At 52.4% G+C, this 20,574-nt stretch carries 20 protein-coding genes and 1 pseudogene; 11 read left to right on the forward strand and 10 right to left on the reverse strand.

Annotation, left to right across the window (positions count from 1 at the left end):
- Window positions 1–132: 132 nt before the first annotated feature.
- The 3 genes from P8H26_RS15910 to P8H26_RS15920 all read right to left on the reverse strand — a co-directional run bounded on the left by P8H26_RS15910 (window position 133) and on the right by P8H26_RS15920 (window position 2,242).
- Entirely contained in the window at window positions 133–402 is a 270-nt protein-coding gene (locus P8H26_RS15910) for a type II toxin-antitoxin system RelE/ParE family toxin (protein WP_025091204.1), read from the reverse strand.
- Window positions 386–613 carry a DUF6290 family protein gene (locus P8H26_RS15915; RefSeq protein ID WP_025091205.1) on the reverse strand — a complete coding sequence of 76 codons (228 nt, stop codon included), beginning with the start codon at window positions 611–613 and terminating at the stop codon, window positions 386–388. Before P8H26_RS15915 ends, P8H26_RS15910 begins: the two co-directional genes overlap by 17 nt.
- Window positions 614–1,072: 459 nt before the next feature.
- On the reverse strand, window positions 1,073–2,242 hold the full coding sequence (locus P8H26_RS15920) for an RHE_PE00001 family protein (RefSeq protein ID WP_289634208.1): 1,170 nt from the start codon (window positions 2,240–2,242) through the stop codon (window positions 1,073–1,075).
- Window positions 2,243–2,507: 265 nt separating this feature from the next.
- Here P8H26_RS15920 and P8H26_RS15925 point away from each other — a divergent pair, with 265 nt between their 5' ends.
- The gene (locus P8H26_RS15925; protein WP_374708316.1) at window positions 2,508–3,578 is read left to right on the forward strand and encodes a site-specific integrase; all 1,071 of its coding nucleotides are present in this window, start codon (window positions 2,508–2,510) and stop codon (window positions 3,576–3,578) included.
- 52 nt (window positions 3,579–3,630) lie between these two features.
- On the forward strand, window positions 3,631–3,900 hold the full coding sequence (locus P8H26_RS18110; protein ID WP_308446685.1) for a hypothetical protein: 270 nt from the start codon (window positions 3,631–3,633) through the stop codon (window positions 3,898–3,900).
- On the opposite strand, the pseudogene P8H26_RS15935 reads toward P8H26_RS18110, so the two are convergent.
- Both P8H26_RS15935 and P8H26_RS15940 read right to left on the reverse strand, forming a co-directional pair.
- Window positions 3,798–4,028 (reverse strand): annotated as a pseudogene (locus tag P8H26_RS15935) (MOFRL family protein); the annotation flags it as partial. The gene P8H26_RS18110 and the pseudogene P8H26_RS15935 sit on opposite strands and share 103 nt — an antisense overlap.
- Window positions 4,029–4,068: 40 nt before the next feature.
- A complete protein-coding gene (locus tag P8H26_RS15940) occupies window positions 4,069–4,779 on the reverse strand; it encodes an IS6 family transposase (protein WP_289634187.1) in 711 nt (236 codons plus the stop codon).
- A 617-nt stretch (window positions 4,780–5,396) separates the two neighbouring features.
- Between P8H26_RS15940 and P8H26_RS15945 the strand changes: the two genes are divergently transcribed.
- On the forward strand, window positions 5,397–7,190 hold the full coding sequence (locus P8H26_RS15945) for an EAL domain-containing protein (RefSeq protein ID WP_289634188.1): 1,794 nt from the start codon (window positions 5,397–5,399) through the stop codon (window positions 7,188–7,190).
- 195 nt (window positions 7,191–7,385) lie between these two features.
- Here the strand turns inward: P8H26_RS15945 and P8H26_RS15950 are convergent, their stop codons facing one another.
- The gene (locus tag P8H26_RS15950; protein ID WP_289634189.1) at window positions 7,386–8,057 is read right to left on the reverse strand and encodes an NADPH-dependent F420 reductase; all 672 of its coding nucleotides are present in this window, start codon (window positions 8,055–8,057) and stop codon (window positions 7,386–7,388) included.
- Between the two features lie 728 nt (window positions 8,058–8,785).
- Here P8H26_RS15950 and repA point away from each other — a divergent pair.
- From repA to P8H26_RS15970, 4 genes are all read left to right on the forward strand, one after another.
- On the forward strand, window positions 8,786–9,997 hold the full coding sequence (gene repA, locus P8H26_RS15955) for a plasmid partitioning protein RepA (protein WP_289634190.1): 1,212 nt from the start codon (window positions 8,786–8,788) through the stop codon (window positions 9,995–9,997).
- Window positions 9,994–11,025 carry a plasmid partitioning protein RepB gene (gene repB / locus P8H26_RS15960; RefSeq protein WP_289634191.1) on the forward strand — a complete coding sequence of 344 codons (1,032 nt, stop codon included), beginning with the start codon at window positions 9,994–9,996 and terminating at the stop codon, window positions 11,023–11,025. The genes repA and repB overlap by 4 nt, the downstream gene beginning before the upstream one ends.
- Before the next feature lie 154 nt (window positions 11,026–11,179).
- Window positions 11,180–12,403, forward strand: a complete 1,224-nt coding sequence (gene repC, locus P8H26_RS15965) for a plasmid replication protein RepC (protein ID WP_289634192.1) — start codon at window positions 11,180–11,182, stop codon at window positions 12,401–12,403.
- Window positions 12,404–12,726: 323 nt separating this feature from the next.
- The gene (locus tag P8H26_RS15970) at window positions 12,727–12,900 is read left to right on the forward strand and encodes a hypothetical protein (RefSeq protein WP_289634193.1); all 174 of its coding nucleotides are present in this window, start codon (window positions 12,727–12,729) and stop codon (window positions 12,898–12,900) included.
- 426 nt (window positions 12,901–13,326) lie between these two features.
- Here P8H26_RS15970 and P8H26_RS15975 read toward each other — a convergent pair whose 3' ends face one another.
- Together P8H26_RS15975 and P8H26_RS15980 are read right to left on the reverse strand one after the other, a co-directional pair.
- On the reverse strand, window positions 13,327–13,794 hold the full coding sequence (locus P8H26_RS15975; RefSeq protein WP_289634194.1) for a ProQ/FINO family protein: 468 nt from the start codon (window positions 13,792–13,794) through the stop codon (window positions 13,327–13,329).
- A 940-nt stretch (window positions 13,795–14,734) separates the two neighbouring features.
- Window positions 14,735–15,870, reverse strand: a protein-coding gene (locus tag P8H26_RS15980; protein WP_289634210.1) for an IS3 family transposase whose coding sequence is annotated in 2 segments (ribosomal slippage) — window positions 14,735–15,633 and window positions 15,633–15,870 — 1,137 coding nt in all. Because the reading frame shifts where the segments join, the coding sequence is not laid out codon by codon here.
- Between the two features lie 266 nt (window positions 15,871–16,136).
- On the opposite strand from P8H26_RS15980, the gene P8H26_RS15985 reads away from it, so the two are divergent.
- Complete coding sequence (locus P8H26_RS15985; protein ID WP_289634195.1) at window positions 16,137–16,559, forward strand: hypothetical protein; 423 nt, start codon at window positions 16,137–16,139, stop codon at window positions 16,557–16,559.
- Window positions 16,560–16,661: 102 nt separating this feature from the next.
- On the opposite strand, the gene P8H26_RS15990 is transcribed toward P8H26_RS15985, so the two are convergent.
- Window positions 16,662–17,045, reverse strand: a complete 384-nt coding sequence (locus P8H26_RS15990) for a type II toxin-antitoxin system VapC family toxin (RefSeq protein ID WP_151664499.1) — start codon at window positions 17,043–17,045, stop codon at window positions 16,662–16,664.
- On the reverse strand, window positions 17,042–17,299 hold the full coding sequence (locus tag P8H26_RS15995; RefSeq protein ID WP_011983080.1) for a type II toxin-antitoxin system Phd/YefM family antitoxin: 258 nt from the start codon (window positions 17,297–17,299) through the stop codon (window positions 17,042–17,044). The genes P8H26_RS15990 and P8H26_RS15995 overlap by 4 nt, the downstream gene beginning before the upstream one ends.
- A 615-nt stretch (window positions 17,300–17,914) precedes the next feature.
- Here P8H26_RS15995 and repC (P8H26_RS16000) point away from each other — a divergent pair.
- The 3 genes from repC (P8H26_RS16000) (at window position 17,915) to P8H26_RS16010 (ending at window position 20,454) form a co-directional block, all read left to right on the forward strand.
- A complete protein-coding gene (gene repC / locus P8H26_RS16000; protein WP_289634196.1) occupies window positions 17,915–19,195 on the forward strand; it encodes a plasmid replication protein RepC in 1,281 nt (426 codons plus the stop codon).
- Window positions 19,192–19,710, forward strand: a complete 519-nt coding sequence (locus P8H26_RS16005) for a thermonuclease family protein (RefSeq protein ID WP_374708314.1) — start codon at window positions 19,192–19,194, stop codon at window positions 19,708–19,710. Before repC (P8H26_RS16000) ends, P8H26_RS16005 begins: the two co-directional genes overlap by 4 nt.
- Before the next feature lie 402 nt (window positions 19,711–20,112).
- Entirely contained in the window at window positions 20,113–20,454 is a 342-nt protein-coding gene (locus P8H26_RS16010) for a DUF736 family protein (protein WP_289634197.1), read from the forward strand.
- Window positions 20,455–20,574: the final 120 nt, after the last annotated feature.

Consider the following 20,574-nt stretch of genomic DNA (forward strand, 5'->3'; position numbering starts at 1 on the left):
CTTCTCAGCGGCAATCAACAGTCTGGCATGCAGTGGAACCAGATGCGGTATCAATGGACCACATCTGGAAAGCAGGTACAATTCCAACTTTGTTGCAACCGATGCTGTTGGCGGGATTTCGCGCGCACCTGCTCAACGATATACTTGCCTACGGTTGCCTATCCGTACGACAAGAATGCACAATTCGGCATCCTCGATACTGGCGATCACACGATAGTCCCCCACCCGATATTTCCAGAAACTCCCGAGCGAAGAGCCTTTTAAAGCTTCGCCTATGCTACGCGGATCCTCCAGCATTGCCACGCGCCCATGCAGAAAAACCAAGACGCGTTTTGCTACCTGTTTGTCCAGTTTCGACAGTTCCCGCTCAGCTGAACGCTCAAATTTAATCCGCCAGACCATAACGCAGCATCAGTTCCTCAATGCCTACGACATCAGACTTTCCATTTCTAACGTCGGCCAATCGTTGTTCTGCCAGGTAGAGATCTTCCAGATCCTCAATGTGATCAACGATGGCTTGGGTAACATAAAACGTTTTGCTACGACCGGTTCGTGATGCAAGATCGTTCAGGCGCGCTTCGACATCGTGAGGTAGCCTAATCGAAATAGCCATGATTATCTCTCCGCCATTAATGCGATACACGTATCGCATACGTTGCACCACGTCAAGACAGCCAAGCGAAAACCACCTTGCGCATCTATTTATCCGGTCCGCCTCGCGTTTCCTCTCGCCCGGATTGATCGCGCCCCAGCTTGGCTGCGAGCTGATGTTCCAGGGCATCCTTGTATAGATTCCGAGCAAACATTGGCGCTGGCATCGCTTCCGTAAACTGATTCACCTTGTGTGCCCAATATCTGTCTGCCGGGTCGCGACTTGCCGCCAGCTCTCTGACAGCAGATTCGTACAAGCGCTTGACGTCCTGATGGCGAATTCTGGATGCCTGTTCCCTCGGTACATTTTTACGGAGCACTGTCGCACTAAGGCGACACTCATCCGGGATGACCGGCCATATCTTCACAAAAGATATGGGTCTGCAGGCCGATATCGCGTGCTGTCTGCCACATAAATTCACTAAAGAATACCCCACGCGCGAAACCGCCCCCTGCCGGTCATTTCGCGTAAGCTGAGTTCTTCGACCAGGCGAAGGGCTGCGCGGGGCGTGATATCGAGCTTTGCCGCGATCATGCCAGCCGAAACCAGCGGTCTCGCCAGCACCAGCTCGATGAGCCCCGGCAGATTGGACGAAGCGCGGCGGCCGGTAAGCCGCCGTTCCAGCATCTGCCGCGCCAGTAGTAGCCGGTCATGCTCCTTGAACCCGAGCTCGATACCGGCAATCAGCCCCTCGAGACTAGCGTGCAACCGGGTTTCGAAATGGCGATGACGCCGCCGTTCGACGCGGATGGTTTTCAGGCCGGCATTGAAGGCCAAGAGATGCGCCTGGCTTGTCAGCCCCTCGCGCCGGAGCAAGGAGGCGGCCAACAAACGGCCCAGCCACGGCGCCCGCTGCAAAACCGCAAGCTCGTTCCAGGCATCGAGCGCCAGGACGGCTTGTAACACCGGCGGCAGATCGCGGATCGACCGCAACACGGTTCGCCATTCGTCGAGCCGTTCGTCTTCATCCCAGTTGGGATCGCGGATCAGCGCGTCGGCCTCGGGTTTCGGAAACCGATGCGGCTGTCTCGCTTTGACGAGAACGTCTTCGGACCGTGCCAGTACCGCGTCAATGGCGTCGAGATCGATGCCGGGCAGATCCAGTCCGTCATCCAGACGATTTTTTCTCGCCTCCCCGTCCTGATCCCGCCGATCGACCGCCGCATCGGACACCGCGACGTTTTCGCTCTCCGCAATGGTGCCGCCGTCCCCAGGAGAGTATGCAGGCCACGCCTGCCCCGCCTGTCGCAGGCTGCGCAAACCGTTCGGGCTCAGTGCCCAGTCCGGCGCCTGCGCGGCAATGCGCCGCCTTGTCTGCAACACGTCGCGGGCAATGGTCAGCGCGTGACTGGGCGAGCGGATATCGCGGGCTGCTTCATGCAGCACCAGATCTTCCATCTCGACCAGTTCGCCATCGAGCCACAGCGAGGCGCAGGCGTCGGCAAAATGAAGCCGTTCGATCAGCCCCCTGCCAACAGATGAATGGGCAAGCCGCTCGTCGAGCCGCGCCAGGGCTTCACTGGCGCGGGCCAACGGCGATAGCAGGGTCTTCAGAGGCAATTGGTCGAGATCGTAACGCATTGAATTTATGATAAATGAAGTCTTAAACGGAATCCACTATCTATTTAATGTCCGGCACTGATGATGGCCTTGGGTTGGGCTTATGACTTTCGATAATTATACAGTATCGATGGTGATTGATTTGAAGCCGCAAATCAGTGAAAGTCGGGGCAAAGCCGTGCCGCAGAAAGCCCGCTTTCCGGCCAATCAAGGAGTTTTGCTCGTGCCATCAGCGCCCGTCTCCGCCGTCGAAGGACGCGCCGAAACACTCGACACGATTGCCGCCGTCCTGCCGATGAACCGGCGCGACATGCTGGCAGGCATTTTGGCCGATGAGGATGTCGAAACGCTGCGCCATTTGGTCAAGGAAGGCATGGGCGAAAATACGCTCCGCGCGCTGACCTCGGATCTGGGCTATCTCGAAGCCTGGTCGCTGGCCGCAACCGGTAGCCCCCTGCCCTTCCCGGCGCCCGAAGCCCTGTTGCTGAAATTCATCGCCCATCATCTGTGGCGACACCAACAACGCGAGATCGATCCCGATCACGGCATGCCAGCCGGCGTGGAAGAGGCATTGCGCAGCCAGGGTTTTTTGCGCGCATCCGGACCGCATGCACCGGCAACTGTGCGGCGGCGTCTGTCCAACTGGTCGACATTGACCCGCTGGCGCGGGCTGGACGGATCGTTTTCGTCACCGTGCGTCAAATCCGCTCTGCGTCTTGCCGTGCGTGCCACCAATCGTCCGCGCAGCCGCAAGAGTGCGCAGGCCATTACCGGCGACATCATGACGAAACTTCTGGAAACCTGTGTTGGCGACGATTTGCGCACGCTGCGCGATCGGGCCATCCTGATGGTCGCTTTTGCCTCTGGCGGCCGCAGGCGCAGCGAGGTCGCACGCCTCGCACTGGAACAGTTCACCCTGGAAGAGCCCGTAATCGACAAGGATGGCAGCCCCCTCCCCTCTTTGTCGATCCGCCTCGGGCGCACCAAGACGGCCAGTGCCGAGCAAGACGAGGTCGTCTATCTGACCGGTCGCCCCGTCGACGCGCTCCATGCATGGATTGCAGCGGCGAAGATCGAAAGCGGCAGTCTGTTTCGCGCCGTCGATCGATGGAACAATGTCGGACGCCAGGCAATCGATGCCCAAACGGTCAATGCAATCGTCAAAGCACGGGCCGCGAGCGCCGGTCTCGATCCGAAGGCGTTTTCGGCGCACGGGCTGCGCTCCGGCTATCTCACCGAAGCGGCCAATCGTGGCATTCCGCTCCCGGAAGCGATGGAACAATCACGCCATCGCTCCGTGCAGCAGGCATCCGACTATTACAACAATGCCAAGCGGCGCAGCGGACGCGCGTCACGATTGCTTTAGCCCCGGAAGCGTAGAGCTTGGATCAGCATGGAAAACCCGGAGGCCCGGAGGAATGCTGCCGGCGGCTCGGGTAATAGAGATAATAGCCCGGGAACAGCGGACAGCAATCATCAAGCACGCGATCGATCAGTCCGTCGGCTATGAGCGGAAGCACCTGATCCTCAGTGATATCGGCATTGAAGTGGCGCATATGATCCGCAAGGGCTGCTGGCATGCCACCTATCTCTGCTGTGGCAGGATCAGGATTGCCCTTAAATCGTTGACGTTCGTCCCTGTTGGTCCAGTCACGAACAGATCATTCAGCATCGAAAAAACAGAATAGCTATCGTGCCGTGAGAGCATGTCTCTTGCATCCATGCCATTTTCCAGAATGCGCCTCGCCGTCGTCCCATCGATGAACGCCCCTGCATTCTCCTCAGATCCGTCGATACCATCCGTAGGTATTGCCAAGTTATTTGAGGTAGGCGGCACGACCCCGTTGAGCTTTTGCTCATGCGTTCATTTCAGCAGTGTAGTCGTGCCATAATGCAAATGCATCGATACGTGCATGGCGGTAGGAACAAGCTGTGAGTTTATGGCGATGTGGACGGAAAATCAGATTAATCTGATCGTGAGCGGCAAGGAACCTTTGCGCATGTCGCGCTGACTTGAACCGCCCAAATATCTTTTCCCGTTTTCGCGTTGGCCTATGCGAGACTTCGATGGCGTTATTCAGGCCTTTATGAGCCCGATGATCCGCATCTGGTGAAAGATTTTGTATTGGCTTAATGTAACTGCGCAGCTTATCCGTCACGACGACACATGGTTGACCGAATTGCTTCACCAGTCTGGAGAAAAAGCGTTTGGCAGCCTTGGTGTTACGACGTGTTTGAACCAGAATATCAAGAACATCGCCGTCCGCATCAATTGCCCGCCAAAGCCAATACTTCTTTCCTCCGATAGAGATGACGGCCTCATCAATGTGCCATTTATCATTCGGCCTTGGTCGGTCCCTGCGGATACAGTCGGCAAAATGGCGGCCGAAGCGATTAATCCAGACGCGAACGGTTTCCCGACCGACAAGCACGCCACGCTCAGCGAGAAGATCTTCCACATCGGCCGTGCTTAACGCAAATCGGTGATAGGTCCAGACAGCGTAGCCAATAATTTCACGAGGAAAACGAAACCCCTTCAACCGGGGAAAGGAGCTGGGTAATTTCATGCCATATTGATACCGGAAACGCCAGGCTCAAACAACTTGGCAATGCCGAGCTGGACATAGTTGCTTGTGGTAGCGTACTCAGACATGATGGATAGTTATCGGAGGTTATTGATTTGAAGCCGAAAATCGGTAACTCTATTTTAAGCCCGGTATATGGCGGGCAGCAATGGCTGCCCTCCCCCGTTCGTCATATTTTGGATGAAACCCATCGTTTTGGTCTCATTCGTCGCTAAGCGCCTGACGGATCATTCGGCCAAACGCCCTCCTTGCTGCCCTACCCCGTTTTTGAAGTCACCGAGTTCCGGTTCTCTATTTCGGCTGTCATGCTTGCTGAACATGACAAACGAACGACGAGCACGATCAATATATTCCAGGCAATTGGGCAAATTCCGGTAATCCTGGAAAACGAGTAGTACTATCAATTCAATGGAAATGTCTCCGCTTAACCAGGCAGACTGACAACCGACCATGCTATGGCTGCATGACTCAAACCAAACAGCCTCCGGCAATCCTGATACGGTTCAGGAGAATGTTGAATAACAGTCGATCGGGCTGTTCGAAGCGAGTTGTTTTTACTTATTTTCCGCCTATTATTGCATCGAAATATTGGGGGGAACATGCTCCTTGAGCTCCAGAATGTCATTTTGAAAATGGTCGCGAGGGGAGTTTCGCTGGAGACTACCCTTGAAGCCTTGTGTCGGGAGGTGGAAAACCTATTACCAGACGCGATCGTCAGTGTTTTGACTGTGGACAAGGCAGGGCGGCTGCATCCCGCGGCCTCCCCCAGTTTGCCGGTTTCTTATTCTCAATCTTTGGAGGGCACCAAGATTGGAACAAAAGGCGGTTCTTGTGGTGCTGCTGCCTATTACAAAAAATCAATCGCTGTTCTCGATATATCAACGGACCCTCGTTGGGAACAATACAAGGAGTTGGCCTTACCGCACGGCTTGAAAGCGTGCTGGTCAAGCCCGATATTCGGCACGACAAGCGACGTAATCGGCACGCTTGCTCTTTATTACAAGCAATCGCGGCAACCGACTGCACTGGAGCAAAGCATCATAGAGGGATGTTTGCCATTGTGCATGATCGTGCTGGAGCATCATGAACGTCGAGAGAAAGAGCGTCACCTTGCGTTCACCGATATCACTACCGGCTTGGGAAACCGGGCAGCCTTCAGCAATGTCAGTAACATGGTTACTGACGCGCCGCTAACGCTACTTTTAATTGATATTGATAATCTCAAGGTCGTTAACGATACCTTTGGACACGCAGCTGGCGATGATTTAATTAAAACTGTTGCACACAGATTAGCAGCTTTAAATCCAAAACTGGAGGTTTATCGACTAGGCGGCGATGAATTCGCGGTGTGTGTCAGATCGATCTCTTCTAAGAATCTAGAAACGATCCTAAAGCAAATATTTGGCACCATTGTTCAACCTGCCCCATGCCATGGCAGTATCATTTCTCCTTCAATAACGATTGGCGTCGCTAAAAGAACCCAACACAGGCAATCGACTGAAGAGCTTTACCGTCAGGCCGACCTGGCGCTTCATCATGCCAAGGAGATCTCTCGAGGCAGCTTTGTGCTTTATGAGAAATCGATGTCCACCGCCATTTCTCAAAGGCGCGAGAAAATTCGAATGGTTGTGAGAGCCATACGCGATAATCGCGTCGAGGCGTGGTATCAACCGATCATTCGCCTTGCCACGCAAGAGATAGTCGGCGTCGAGGCGCTTGCACGGATCCGGACTGAGGAGGGCTCCGTACTCTCCGCATCGCAATTCCACGAGGCTACTGCAGATGTTCAGGCTGCAAATGCACTTACAAGCCGAATGATCAGCCTGATCGCGCGTGATTTATCGATTTGGTCAGACGAAGGCATCGACATCGCGCACGTCGGAATAAACGTCTCTGCGGTCGATATTCGAGAGGGTACTGTCAGCAGATTTTTACAATCTAGTTTCACGGCCCACGGTGTCCCCCTTAATAAAGTTGTACTCGAACTGACCGAGTCCTTTTTCATTGGACGCAAAGACGAGAGAATAGCAGAAGAGATCGAAACCCTTCGCTCAATGGGCGTGAAAGTAGCTCTCGATGACTTTGGGACAGGTTTTGCTTCGCTAACGCATTTGCTCACCGTCCCTCTAGATATCATCAAGATCGATAAATCTTTTGTAGAACATATTGGATTGGACATCGCGGGGGATGGCATAATTGAGGGAGTTTTGCATATCGCAAAGGGGCTTCGTATTGATTGCATTGCAGAGGGGGTAGAAACGCGGGAACAGGCCGTACGACTGCAAGAGATGGGCTGTAAACTTGGGCAGGGCTTTCTTTATTCCCAAGCGGTTCCCGCACAAGTAATTGTATCTTCGCTGAAGAAATCGAACTGGGGCCAGCGTGTTGAATGAATGATATCACATGGGGTATTGCGACTATGTCGTGATTACCAACAGCGAACTTACGCAATTTATGTCGTCAACGCCGTAAACGCAGTGTCGATTTGGCCGGGTTGTGGTGACGACTTAAGGCTCTGAGAGACCCTTTCGGGTCGCAAATCAGATTCAAACTAATTTTTGGAGATCAGCAATAGATTGTGATCTGCTTTAGGACGACCCGTGGAAAGGATCATGAGCGTTGTGCTGGGCGGCACGAGATGCGTGTCGCCGCCTCAGCCAATATCGACGTTCATGGCGAAGTCCCAGGATCCGACCCCGTTTTTGCCCAGACCGATCATCATCAGGCCGAGCGCCTCCAGCGTCTGGCCATGTGCAGGCCGCCGACATCGAACGGACGCAGCCCGAGACTTTCGAGGAACGTTGGACGCGCGCCTTTGCCTCCGCATCGTCGGCCGCGTTGAATGCGTCGAGCGGGCCGCCCTTAGCAAGAATGTGACCAAAGATGGTGTTGAACGCCTTAACGACACTCTCACCGGCGGCGACGATCCTGGCCATCTCCTGCGCACCAGAACTGTCGTGGGAGGTGACGAGGCCCGAGAGGTCGGGGGCAACCGGATTGGCGATGTCTATGATCGTCTTGCCGTCGAGCGCGCTTCCATAGTCAGCTACCGCTGCCGCCGCACCGGAATACGGCACGGCAAGGATGACGATGTCGCCCGCCGGCGTGGCGCCATAGGTCCCCGTGGTCGCACCGGCTGTCCGTTTGTCGGCCAGCGCCCGGGTCCTGGCGGGGGCACGGCTGACCACCTCGACGGTGCGTCCCGCTTTGACGATACGGCTGGCGATCGCTGTGGCCGGCAAAAACACGCCGCGAGACAAAGGTCCATCAACTTCTTTCGAGGCCTTATTGCGAAAAGCAGCGAGTTGCTGTTCTTGACTATCCGTCTTAACAATCGCCGACGGATTATACGCGGATATTCAACATTCGAGCCTTCAGCAGCCATATAATGGAACGTTGCAATTTGCAGATCGAAGGCCCCTGCATGGCTATCGTAGTCATCAATCATACCCTGTTAAAAGGAGGGGCTGATACAGATCGACATCAATGGAGCTTCGAAGAAGGCCGAAGCCATTGCTCACGGCGATAATCGCTTTGTGGAGAACTTCAATTTTTCGAACCGAGATGCCGGATGCCTTCCAGTCAGCATTCTCGCTGCCATCAACAAGGAAACAACCCCGAGCTCAAGCGCAATCTTAGAACGTGCCAAGTTCGTCGGAGAGACAGAAGAGCCCCACAACTATACGCACTAGAATGCGATTGGCGTGGAGATCGTCATTCAACCACGACCTTAAGCGAACGGACGTAAGACTGACTTCGCGCAAAATCGATATCGCGGGGCATCATTTTGGTGTTGATTATAAAAGTTGGCCATGGCCAACAATAATTATTTGCATCGGAAATTGAAGGTTGGCCATGGCCAACTCATTTTTCATCAAGCTCAACCTGCTGAAATCATTACGATTTGCTATGGTTTACGAATCATGTAAAACTGGATACGGATTATTCACAATTTCTGCTTATAAAGCGCATCGACAGGAGTTATTCGATGCTACAAGACAAAAGCGCTTTTGCGCAACTTTCGTCCGATGCGCGCATTCAGCGACATGCAAAACAGCTGTCTAAGCAATTGCAGCTGCTGCGTGAGAGATTGTTCCCACCGACAGCAGAAAAGCTTCTCCGGACGTTCACTTCTGGAGAGGCAGCACAGCTAGTTGGCGTGTCCGATGGTTTTCTTCGTACCCTATCAAATGAGGGGCGAGGACCTATACCTGAACAATCTTCTTCTGGCCGCCGCTCCTACACACTCGCTCAGGTGAATGAACTACGAGAGTATATGGCAAATGCGAAACCGAAGGACGTTTTGAGTTATCTCCCGCGCCGCCAGCCGGGCGAAAAGCTGCAAACTATCGCAGTGTCTAATTTCAAGGGCGGCAGCGCCAAGACGACGACGACCATCTATCTTGCACAGTATTTAGCTTTGCAAGGATATCGCGTTCTGGCCGTCGATCTTGATCCGCAAGCTTCACTCTCAACTATGCTTGGAATTCAACCCGAGTTCGACCTTGATGATGGCGATACACTTTATGGTGCAATCCGCTACGACGATCAAAAACGACCGATGAAAGATATCATCCGCAAGACATACTTTACCGGACTAGATCTGGTTCCAGGCAATCTCGAATTAATGGAGTTTGAACACGAAACGCCAACGGCGCTTCTGGAACGCAAGACTTCTAACACCGATATATTTTTTAAGCGCGTAGGGAATGCGCTCAGTGAAGTGGAAGCGGATTATGATATCGTCGTTATCGATTGTCCGCCACAGCTTGGATATCTGACGCTCGGTGCCGTTTGTGCCGCGACTAGCATCCTAATTACCGTTCACCCGCAAATGGTAGACGTAGCTTCGATGTCGCAATTCCTTCTGATGACATCAGATCTGCTTTCCGTTGTGCACAAAGCAGGCGGTGAACTTCAGCACGACATGATCAAGTACGTTATCACTCGACACGAACCTCATGACGGCCCTCAGGCTCAGATCGTCGGGCTCCTGAGAAGCCTATTTGGCGAAGAAGTTCTTGCTGCGACGGTACTTAAATCAACGGCGATTTCGGATGCCGGTCTCAGCAAACAGACCTTGTACGAAATAGAAAAAGGCCAGGTTCGGCGTCAAACATATGATCGAGCTATCGAGTCATTAGATGCAGTCAACAGTGAAATTCTCACCGGAATACAGAAAGCATGGGGGAGATCATGAGCCGCAAGAGTATGCTCGCTGACATCATTGCCACCACTGCGCATGAAGCATCACAAGACGACAAGTCTGACGAGTTGGCCATGGCCAACTCGGAAAACGCATCTCATACAGAGAAACGCGTATTAGCTGGCTCGGTTAGAACTATGGGGCTAGCCCTTGATCGCATGGAGAACGAAAGTAAGGCACTTCATGAAGCTCTAGCGGCGGGAGAAACAGTTTTAGAACTCGACACAGATTTGATCGAAGGCTCATTTATTCGTGATCGTCTAGACAGCAACCTGGATGAGAGCGATGAACTTGTGCAATCCATTTTAACAAATGGCCAAGAAGTTCCCATTCTTGTTCGACAGCACCCTTTAAAACCTGAGCACTTCCAGGTCGCTTATGGCCATCGACGTTTGGCGGCCCTTCGACTACTTAGAAAGAAGGTGCGGGCGGTAGTTCGTACATTGAGCGATGAGCAGTTGGTCATTGCACAAGGTGTAGAGAATACAGCCCGAAAAGATCTGAGTTACATCGAGAAGGCGCTCTTCGCATACGGATTGGAGAATAAAGGCTTTTCGCGTGACATTATCGGACAAGCAGTTTCGCTAGACAAAGGCGAGCTTTCAAAGCTCATTTCAGTTGCCAAGCGCGTGCCTGACGATCTTATTAGAAAGATAGGGCCTGCTCCTGCAGCTGGTCGGCGTCGCTGGCAAGAACTCGCCGATTTGCTTGATGATAGCAAGCGGTCGGAAAATGCTCACACGCTCTGTTCTGATCCAAAATTTAGAGAGCTTAGCACTGATGATAGATTCATAACTGTCCTCAAAGCGTTGACTGTGCGTCCCGAAAAAGCTGCTGCGCCATCAAAGTCTTGGAGATCACATGATAATAGCGCAGCCTTCAGCATTACCAACAAAGTGAAAAAGGTCTCTATCGAGTTGTCCGACCCAAGTGGAGTTCTATTCGGAGAATGGTTATCCGACCATCTCGATTCACTCTACGAGGATTTCAAACGTGCCGAAAAGCTAAAAAACGGAGCTTAATACCAAAAGAAAAAGGCCCCCAAACGTTGCCGTCGTGGAAGCCTCTCTCGATCTTTAGCAAGTCTGAGAATCGCATTTCCATGAATCAGTGTCAAGAGTCATAGACGTCATTTTGGCGGGTGGATTTCTTTTGCCTTTTGAAAGGTGAGAAGGAATGCAAATTCTGCAGACTGTCACGTCCACTTTGCGTGGGCGATTGAAGTTGTTTGCCCAAAATCCAGATCTGCCGAAGAAGCAGGGAAGTGGGGTAAACAGATGGGTGATCTACAAACAGCTCTGTGTGGCCAAGTCAGCCTTTGATCTAAATGATCGGTGCCTGGCGGTACTCAGTTCGCTTTTGTCATTTCTCCCTGACGATGACATGAATGAGAAAACCGGTCTGGTTGTTTTCCCATCCAATCGTCAGCTTTCGCTGCGCGCCCATGGCATGCCGGAATCAACATTGCGCCGCCATCTCGCTTCACTCGTTGAAGCAGGGATTATCGCGCGTAAGGACAGCCCAACCCGCAAACGCTATGCACATAAGGATAGGGAAGGGGGCATTGAACTTGCCTTCGGCTTTTCCTTTGCCCCTTTGTTCGATCGTGCCTGCGAAATCGCCACCGTTGCGGATCAGGTTCTCAGTGATCAAAAAGCCCTGAAACGGCTTCGCGATGAAGTATCCGTCATACGACGAGATATTGCGGCGGCGTTTGCAGACAACACCGATATTTCCGGGAACCTTAGTGTTGATCTTCAAGAGATGTTTGTCCGTTTCCGTCATGTTGTGGATGCCATTCCGCGCCGTGCATCATTCGACGAACTGACCGTCATCAAGGCCAATCTTGACGCTATTGGCGATGAAGTAGCTATCGCTTTGAATAATATGGAAAATGTTCCGGAAATGAGCGGCAGCGTCGCTCAATCTGAGCGGCAGCATAATGAATCCCTGCCAGAATCCCTTTTTGAATCTCAAAATGGCAAAAAGATTGATTTGAAGGTGTTTTCTTCGGAAGCCACTGTTCCTGTGAATCTCGAAAGAGAGGACCGAGTTCAGGTTACTCCTTCAATCTCTCTCGATCAGGTGCTTCGAACATGCCCGGATATCCGCGAATATGGTGCAAACGGGATTGCCTCATGGCGTGATCTCCATGATGCTTCACGAATGGTCTCTGGTTTCCTCGGCATCAGCCACTCGGCCTATCAGGAAGCGATATCCTCCATGGGCGCGGAAACTGCATCGACCGCTATTGCCTGGATTCTCCAGAAACTGGCAACCATCAATTCGCCTGGCGGCTATTTGCGATCTCTGACCCAGAAGGCAAGGCGAGGGGGCTTTTCAATCAGTCAGCTTCTGTTTTCCGGGATGAGGGCGAACCAGGCGCTCTACCAAGCATGAGTGCGAAACGTTCTCCGAAAATTGCCCGCAAAATTGGCTCGGGCCTCGTCGTGGGAATGATTTTCTGGTTGGTTTGGGAGGGCGTGCACGGGCTCATGCGCATAATACAAGACGGTAGGATCATTAATCGCCGGGGACCTGACGTCTATATCGGCGACAGCCCCTTCATTTTCTGGGCTCTAAGCGGGTTTTTTGCGCTCGGCATAATCCTTACGATCGGTTTAGGGGTGATTTGTTTGTTGGACCTGCTCTCGCTCTTCCGACGTTCTGACTACTAGATGGTGACTATTCCACAATGACAAGGGTTAGGATCGATTATACCGATGACTGGCGCAGATAAGACGAGGCGCGGAAAACTCTGGGGCATTAAGCAGGCGATTGCTACCGCGATGGACGCGCAAAGAATGGCACTGAAACTTTCCAGCGACCATGGATTGCCATCGCTGGATGTTGAGGACATTGATCGTCAGAGTGGTGTGATATTCAGTGTTTCGTAAACCACAGAAGGCGAACTATTTGTTGTGATTAAAGTTCATTCAAACTGTGCGCAGTGGTCCGCTTTCTTAAAGGATGCCGCGCAGTGGCGTGTTTGAGGTCAACAGACTGTACACGACAACCATGATGGCGATCAAAGCCATCGACATGACAAAAACGGCGACGAATAGCCGTACGTGTCGCCGGTGACTGAAGGATGATTGGCCAATCCAATCGATCTTTGACGGAGGATGGTTGTCGTTCATTTGTCCATATTGCGCGCAAAACCTCAAAAACAGCTCACGATTGAACACTGTGCTTGCAAAATATTCATGAACGCAGGAGTGTCAGAAAACGCATGAACTCTATCGCCAAGCGCTACCGCACATCGAAACGTATGCCGCCTTTTGACAGCTTCAATAAGCTTTGTCAGCCTTACGAGTAAAAAATCAACTACGCAGTCTCCCGAGGAGGGAGGCCCGGATCAAATCTCTTTTGTTTTCTGCTGCTGGAACAGTGGAGGTGACAATTCCAGGCTCTGGCGCTTGGCTGGTTTGCTGTATGAAGGTTTGCAGCCACTTATGAGCATTTTGCCTGTCAGCATCTGACACAGGTTCAACGGGATTGCCGTCGCCGTCATGACGCATGGCGCCTTCATGGCTACAGCTGAGATAGTAGCGCTTGGAACGAACATAAGCGCCAATCGCACGACGAAGAGCCTTAACGCTGGCTTCAGGCTTGAGGAGAGGCGAAAGCTGCTGAAAGAAGCCGATCGATACGGAACGGATCGGATCGCCAGTCTCGCTGGGCAAAACGCCCAGGGGCTGTGTCAACAGTGCTTCAATTGCCTTGGATCTACGCAGATCCTTTTCTGTCGCGCGTATTGGCTTCGCGATGACTGCGGTGTTAGTGTTCATTTCATATATCCCCCCGCGTCGGATGCTCTGATGAGGCCTATGGATAGAATGTGGGCAGAGTTTGACCGTTGTTGATGTTACCGCAATGTAAAAAGGTCCCGAAATTTCAATCAAACCACTGCATAGGCAATGCGTTCTTGGACAGTGACTAGGCCGTCACAAATTGGGCGCTTGCTTTTTATTGCAAGCATGAAATAATTGTTGAAATAAAAAACGATGGCCTGAAACTCTCGTTTTCAGGATGGAATCGATAGGAAACACTGATAAATAAGGTTTTAGGGGGCTAGCTATGCATAATAATATTCTAATATTCTAGGTTTTACCAGTCAGGAAAGAGAAGGGGGGGGTGAATGTATAAGAGTCATAAATATAAGAGGTACTTTTAGTAAAAGTGATCTTTAAATTAATAGAAAGTAGTATAATTAATTATAATTATATGATATTATAAATTATAAATATTTGGTATTTTTTGTTAGGGGAATTTTGGGGCCAAATACAGTGTATGCAAAAGAGTTCAATTAATAGCTGGCGTGAGTTCTAATTTTGGTGGCGGCAGTGGCGGTCTTCGATAATTCAAATATACTTCTCAACCCCTTTGTCGTCCTGTCGATTAATCCGTCGGCCACGAAAGAACAGGTTGCCGAAGCTTATGACGAAAAACAAGCGGATGGTGACGTTAACGATCAATTACTGCGCGACTCTCGGAGAGTTCTTCTTATTCCCAATCAGCGCTTGAGCGCTGAGTTATCCTATCTGATAGATACACCAGAGCGTACAGCCCAACATACGTTAAAGCGGCTACGTAAATCTACCGATACTTCGGACACGTTGTCATCGGCATTGGCTTTGTCACCGGTCTCTCGTTTGAATGTCCTTGGACACATTGGATCCATCTCAAGCACAAGTGAATTGGCCTGCTGCCGGTTTTTCGGACGCGAGGTTAAGCTAATCCCACCTTGGTTTCAAAGTCATTGGGGCTGAGATAGCCCAGTGTCGAGTGGCGCCGCTTAGGATTGTAGAAGCGCTCAATGTAATCGAACACATCTGCTTTGGCATCACTCCTCGTTCGATATACCTTCCGTGCTGTTCTTTCCGTTTTCAACGATGAGAAGAAGCTCTCCATTGCGGCGTTATCCCAGACATTTCCAGATCGGCTCATTGAGCATGTAATTCCTTGGTCTCCTATGAGACGCTGGAACTGCTCGCTCGTATATTGGCTTCCTTGATCAGAATGATGCAGGAGCGCATCTGGTTTTCCTCGACGCCAGATCGCCATGATCAGTGCATCAGTGACGAGTTGAGCCGTCATATTGGCATTCATTGACCAGCCAACGACACGGCGTGAGAACAGATCGATGACTGCTGCGACATACAGCCAACCTTCTGCCGTCAAAATATAGGTGAAGTCCGCTACCCATTTCTGGTTCGGACGCTCTGCCGAGAACTGGCGGTCCAGCACATTTGGCATGATGACAGCACGATCACCGGCATCCTTTGGCAAACCACGCCGCCTCGGCCTGGCTCTCAGCGCATTCAAGCGCATTAGTCGCTCGATACGATGAAGACCACAGCATAACCCTTCCGCCAGAATATCGTGCCAGACTCGCCTGGCACCATAAGTGCGGTCACTGGACTGGAAACTCTGCTTGATCATTTCCAGCAGCACTCCATCATAGCGTGCACGTTCACTCGGAGAACGATTGAACCAGGCGTGAAAGCCTGAACGAGAAACTCCTAGCGTTTCGCATAGCCATGCCACCGGCCAGATCGAGCGGTGCTTTGCAATAAACGCAAACTTCATATCGCGTCCCTGGCAAAGTAGGCTGCGGCCTTTTTTAGGATATCACGCTCCGCTTTAAGCTTTGCGACCTCGCGACGAAGCTTTTCAATTTCAAGCTGCTCCGGCTTCATCTGTCCTTTTCCAGGAAAGGACTGGCTTGGGTCATCGTCGTATTCCCTAGCCCATTTGCGCAGGACACTCACGTGGACATCCAGATCACGTGCCGCCTGGGCAACTGCAACCCCACGTTCTCTGACCAGTTTAACTGCCTCAAGCTTATATTCGCGACTGAATATTCTTCTCTACATTCATATTCTCCGGTTTCACGAGAAGCATCTTAACTCGATGTCCATGAAACCGGCAGCAGGCCAATAAGCTAGATCAGGCGCTTAGCGTAAGGGTCGGTAAAGAAGTAAGTGAGCTTAGAAAGCGCTTTGAAAAGCGCAGAGAACAGTTAACCCTGACAAACGATGCCGACGTGAGGCGGTCAGTCGTAGAGGATTGTCGAGCCATTCGGCAGGAAATTAGCAACATTAAAAGCCGGCCTGACAATGTAAGACTGGTGCTCAAAGACGACATTGAAGAGTTCGCTAACCGAGTATCGTCTTTCAACAGTGATTTAATTGATGAAGCTACCGCTGCGAAGATTGGTCGCCTGGCTGCTCATGCTCGCACTGTATTGGACGACAATAGCGGAGTGGCATTGGGGGAAAGCATTAAGTCATTGCAAGAAGCGCGTTCGCTTGCCTTTACGTCGCTAGCGAAAAACCCAGGATTCTGGGTAGGACTTTTCGAAGAACTCGCCGTGGAAAGATCAAATGCCGTAAATAAAATAATACATGATGAGCTGGTCGCAAAAGGACAGCATGCTATCAATGCAGATGATATCGATACCCTCCGTTCTGTAGTCTTCGATATGAGAGCTAATTCGATAAAAGAGCCATCATCAGGAAGCAGCGCAATTTCAGGACTAATGAAGGGGTAAGACAAGGGTTTTCCGGACGACCCTGTCTTCTGGAAGAAATCAGAGTGGTTCGAAACACTTCATCTACGGTAAACCGGATATCGCTTTGGCTGAACTCAACCATTATAGAACCGAGCGCAGGTCCGTCTGAACGAAGTCATCTCCTACATAGAGCAATGGACAGCCATGCTCGTGAGCAACTTCATAGGAAAAGCAGTCACCATAGTTGAGCGAGGCTGGGTGAATGCCTTTGCCCCATCTGGCGTAAGCGTTGGCCACCCGGCGTGCGGAAGCGGCTGTCACGGATACGATTTCGAAGCCGAGCCCGGAAATCAACGCGTCAACCTCTTCGCCGACATTACGTCGCGCAGCAACAATTAGGGCTTCAGTAACTGTTCCGGCGGAAATCAATAGCTCATCAGCCTGTTCGATTGCCGTCATGCAAGCTTCGCCTTTGGGCTCATTGAGCACGATCGCCATGAGCGCGGATGTATCGACAGCAATCATACGGGCATCCCATCGTCGTCATAAAGAAAGTCCTGGCTACGCGCAGCATTAGCCCCGGGTAATGCTTTAGTCGCTGCCGTTGCCCTCACCCTTTCCATCAAAGCGCGTCGGCCCTTGGGGCCGGGCGCTGCCGCAACGGCTACAAGGCGTGCGATCTCATGGCCGCGACGAGTCAAAATGACCTCATCCCCGGCTTCCGCCCGCTTAACCAGTTCGGTGAGCTGTCCTTTCGCGTCACTGACAGATACGCGCATGGTCCATGTTCCTTTGGGTTTCGTTCATACTTAGCGTAAGAAATGGTCCATGTTGTGGTCCATGTCAATAGTGACCGGCGAACAGAGTTTGGATCTGTTCATTCCTTTCTGCAAATTGACACGAAGAGAGCGAAGCGAACGTAGTTGCCGGAGGCACCCGCGCTTTCATATCGCGCTGTAGGGTTGCCGGAGGCCCGAATCGCGCAGCGACAGATTGAAAACCTCGCCGCTTATGAAAGTTACCGAAATGGTAAATTGACTGATACGGCACCAGGAGCATCGCCGGCCATATAACTACGGTTTCTCCCTTGAAATACCCATAAAATCCCGAAATGTCCGCTATAAAAGCAAGAGCGTCCATATGGTATAGCACAATTAGGGTTGTCGGAGAGGGCCAAATCGGTAACATTGATCCGATGCAATTCATAACCATCTCAAGGAGAAATCTGACCAGGTTATAAAAGAAAAACCGCTCCCGAAAAAATCCGGAAGCGGGGTGCAAATTACAAACATTCAGTTCTTCATAAATCGCACTCCCAACTTCCAAAGTCAAACAAAAACGCTTTTCGGCGAACGGGAAAGCTTTGCCTGGTCCTCAATAAGGAGACGAGGAGGATGGGGGAAACCCTACAGACAGCGCGGCAGGTTGGCCGCAAACAGACACCACAACGAACCGAGTTTCGGCGGCTGGCCCAGTCCACGGAAATCGGATCGGTGACGCGTGGCCAGCTGATCGGCCTTGCGCAGTCTCTTCCTTGCCTTGGCCTCATCAATGGCATCGAAGCGCACTTGCTTGTGGCCCTGATCAATACTGCTCCAGCCGAGAGCTATGACAAGGGCGGACGACCGATCGTGTTCAAATCCAATGCAGCGCTTGCCTTCGAGGTCGGCCGATCCGAGGGCCGCGTCAGCCGAATGTTGTCTCGGCTGTTTGACGCCGGTGTCATCACCATGCAGGACAGCGGCAACTACAAGCGCTATCCGGTCCGAAATGCGGACGGCAGTATTGCCGACGCTTGCGGTATTGATCTACGCGTTCTCATTGCCCGCTTCGCGGAGCTTGACGGAATGGTCCGGCAGGCAAAGGCGGAAAAGAACGCACTCACTGCAAACCTGCGTCGCTATCGCGGCGCCGTTCGCAATTTGCGTTACGCGCTCGCCTCCGTCGAGGACCTACCCGCGCGGCTGCGCGCCATGATCGAGAAGCGTTTTGCGCGTGTTCTCGAAGCAGTAGGCATCGCGAGCAAGGCATCAAGCGCTGTTCTGCGACGCGCGACAAGCTTGATTGAATGGATCGTCGAGCGGGTGATGCAGCTGCCTGGCCGTCATCAGTCTTCCGATAGAAACGAAGATTCGACATGCCCGCATGCCGGAAACGACATGCACAAACAGATTACAAACCCCTATTCCCTTGAGGATAGTAGTGAGGAAATGCGTTCGGCTTATGCCGAACAACTCGGTATCTTAAAGACCGGCTTCGCCAGTAAGAGGGCTTTCGAAAAAAGCCTGGGAGGCAAATCGAGCCTAGTCAATCAACCGCACCACCCGCCACAAACGTTAGTGGCCCTGCAGGATCTGTTACGGGCAATACCGGCGCTGAACACCTATGGAATATCGCGCCCCCGCACCTGGACTGATTTTGCCCGTCTCGCCCCGCAAATCTGCCGCATGGCCGGGATTTCCGAAGATGCACGCCGCCGCGCGGTCGATCAGATGGGGGAACAGGCCGCCGCGATTGCTATCGCAATCACGCTGCAGAAGTTCGACGAGAGGCAAGTGAAGTCGCCGGGCGGCTATTTGCGGGCCATGACAGAGCGCGCCGCTGCCGGCGAATTGCATCTTGCCCGCTCGGTTTTCGGGCTTGCTGCCCGACATGGAATGGAGGGTATACAGTGATCTTTCGTTGCATTTTCTCCGCCGCGATAGCCCTGCTGCTGACTGTCGGGCTAGCTGCCGCTGAACAATGGTCGGGTTCCGTTGCCGGAACCGCCCGCGTCATCGATGGCGATACGATCAGCATACGACAACAGCGCGTGCGGATTGCCGCAATCGACGCTTGCGAAAAGAAGCAGAGTGGCTTTGTGAACGGCAAGACGTGGCCGTGCGGCTTGGTTGCGCGCAGGTACCTTCGCATAATGATCGACGGCATGCATGTGTCCTGCCGGATCATTGACGTCGATCGCTATAACCGGTCCGTCGGTCAGTGCTTTCTCGGGAATACGGATATCGGCATTGCAATGGTGCGCGCGGGTCAGGCTGAAGCGATGTTGCGCTACTTGCCGCGAAACCACGGCATCGACATTGCCAAATATGGGTATGCCGAGAACGAAGCACGCGAACGTTTGCTTGGAATATGGGCGGCGGACGTAGAGAGCCCGCATCTATATCGACGGACCCAAGCTTCCAGATAAGCCCCTCCAACATAGCCAAATTGGCATTGTCGAATATTCAGAGCGGAGAACCGTTATGGTTATAGAAATTTGCCGCTATTACACAAGACCCGTTGAAATTGCGCTATATCCGGCTATCATGCGTTGCACAATCGGTATTGTATCAACGGTCTATGCCAACGAGAAGAGTTGCCATATTGGCGCATAGAGCACACCTCTAATTCGGTTGCTTTTGACGCTCGTTCGCACGTCGACGCAGTTGCCGCAAAGCCGGAAGCCTGAAAAATTTCCCCGCGTGCGGCTCCTCGCGCGACAAATTTTTCGGCCCTCGCCTTCCTTCGCTGCGCTCCGGCCCAAGGGTGCAACACTGCTTACCGCCGTGCCTTGGAACGATCATCGCAACCACATAGAGGAGTGAATACCATGACCAACGAAATCACCAACTTCATCCAGTTTGATAGCGAAGACCTCGACACCGCATCCGGCAAAGGTCGCATCTCCACCCTGACTGACGACATCGACATCGAGGTCGTGCCCTTCAATTCGGACAACCCGGACGCCCCTACGCATCGCGTTTTCGCCAAGTCCCCGCGTGGCTTCAATATTGAGGTCGGTGGTATCTGGAGAAAAGCTAAGGCCGATGGCGAAGGTTTCAAACGGAACCTCTCGATCCGCCGCCTGAACTACAACGCCAACCTAGGCCGCTTCGGGGGGCAGGACGACCCAAGCCTTCAGGCCGTTCTCGAATGGGAACCGCGTAATTGATAGCGCAACAGCGCCCGGCTGAGTGCCGGGCGCACTATACCGAAAGTCTCGGAAATCCCTTTGTTTTCTGGATTTTGTGCGCATTTTGTGCTAGGAGTTGTCACAATAGGAGTTTTGAAG

The sequence above is a fragment of the Pseudochrobactrum sp. sp1633 genome (assembly GCF_030376605.1).
Lineage (GTDB): Bacteria > Pseudomonadota > Alphaproteobacteria > Rhizobiales > Rhizobiaceae > Pseudochrobactrum.

Coding starts and splice junctions, on each gene's coding strand:
- P8H26_RS15970 (WP_289634193.1), top strand. CDS start 12,727: ATGACTGGCGCAGATAAGACGAGGCGCGGAAAACTCTGGGGCATTAAG.
- P8H26_RS15940 (WP_289634187.1), bottom strand. CDS start 4,779: ATGAAATTACCCAGCTCCTTTCCCCGGTTGAAGGGGTTTCGTTTTCCT.
- repA (WP_289634190.1), top strand. CDS start 8,786: ATGCTACAAGACAAAAGCGCTTTTGCGCAACTTTCGTCCGATGCGCGC.
- repC (WP_289634196.1), top strand. CDS start 17,915: ATGGGGGAAACCCTACAGACAGCGCGGCAGGTTGGCCGCAAACAGACA.
- P8H26_RS16010 (WP_289634197.1), top strand. CDS start 20,113: ATGACCAACGAAATCACCAACTTCATCCAGTTTGATAGCGAAGACCTC.
- P8H26_RS15975 (WP_289634194.1), bottom strand. CDS start 13,794: ATGAACACTAACACCGCAGTCATCGCGAAGCCAATACGCGCGACAGAA.
- repB (WP_289634191.1), top strand. CDS start 9,994: ATGAGCCGCAAGAGTATGCTCGCTGACATCATTGCCACCACTGCGCAT.
- P8H26_RS18110 (WP_308446685.1), top strand. CDS start 3,631: ATGCTGCCGGCGGCTCGGGTAATAGAGATAATAGCCCGGGAACAGCGG.
- P8H26_RS15995 (WP_011983080.1), bottom strand. CDS start 17,299: ATGCGCGTATCTGTCAGTGACGCGAAAGGACAGCTCACCGAACTGGTT.
- P8H26_RS15925 (WP_374708316.1), top strand. CDS start 2,508: ATGAACCGGCGCGACATGCTGGCAGGCATTTTGGCCGATGAGGATGTC.
- repC (WP_289634192.1), top strand. CDS start 11,180: ATGCAAATTCTGCAGACTGTCACGTCCACTTTGCGTGGGCGATTGAAG.
- P8H26_RS15915 (WP_025091205.1), bottom strand. CDS start 613: ATGGCTATTTCGATTAGGCTACCTCACGATGTCGAAGCGCGCCTGAAC.
- P8H26_RS15910 (WP_025091204.1), bottom strand. CDS start 402: ATGGTCTGGCGGATTAAATTTGAGCGTTCAGCTGAGCGGGAACTGTCG.
- P8H26_RS15990 (WP_151664499.1), bottom strand. CDS start 17,045: ATGATTGCTGTCGATACATCCGCGCTCATGGCGATCGTGCTCAATGAG.
- P8H26_RS15945 (WP_289634188.1), top strand. CDS start 5,397: ATGCTCCTTGAGCTCCAGAATGTCATTTTGAAAATGGTCGCGAGGGGA.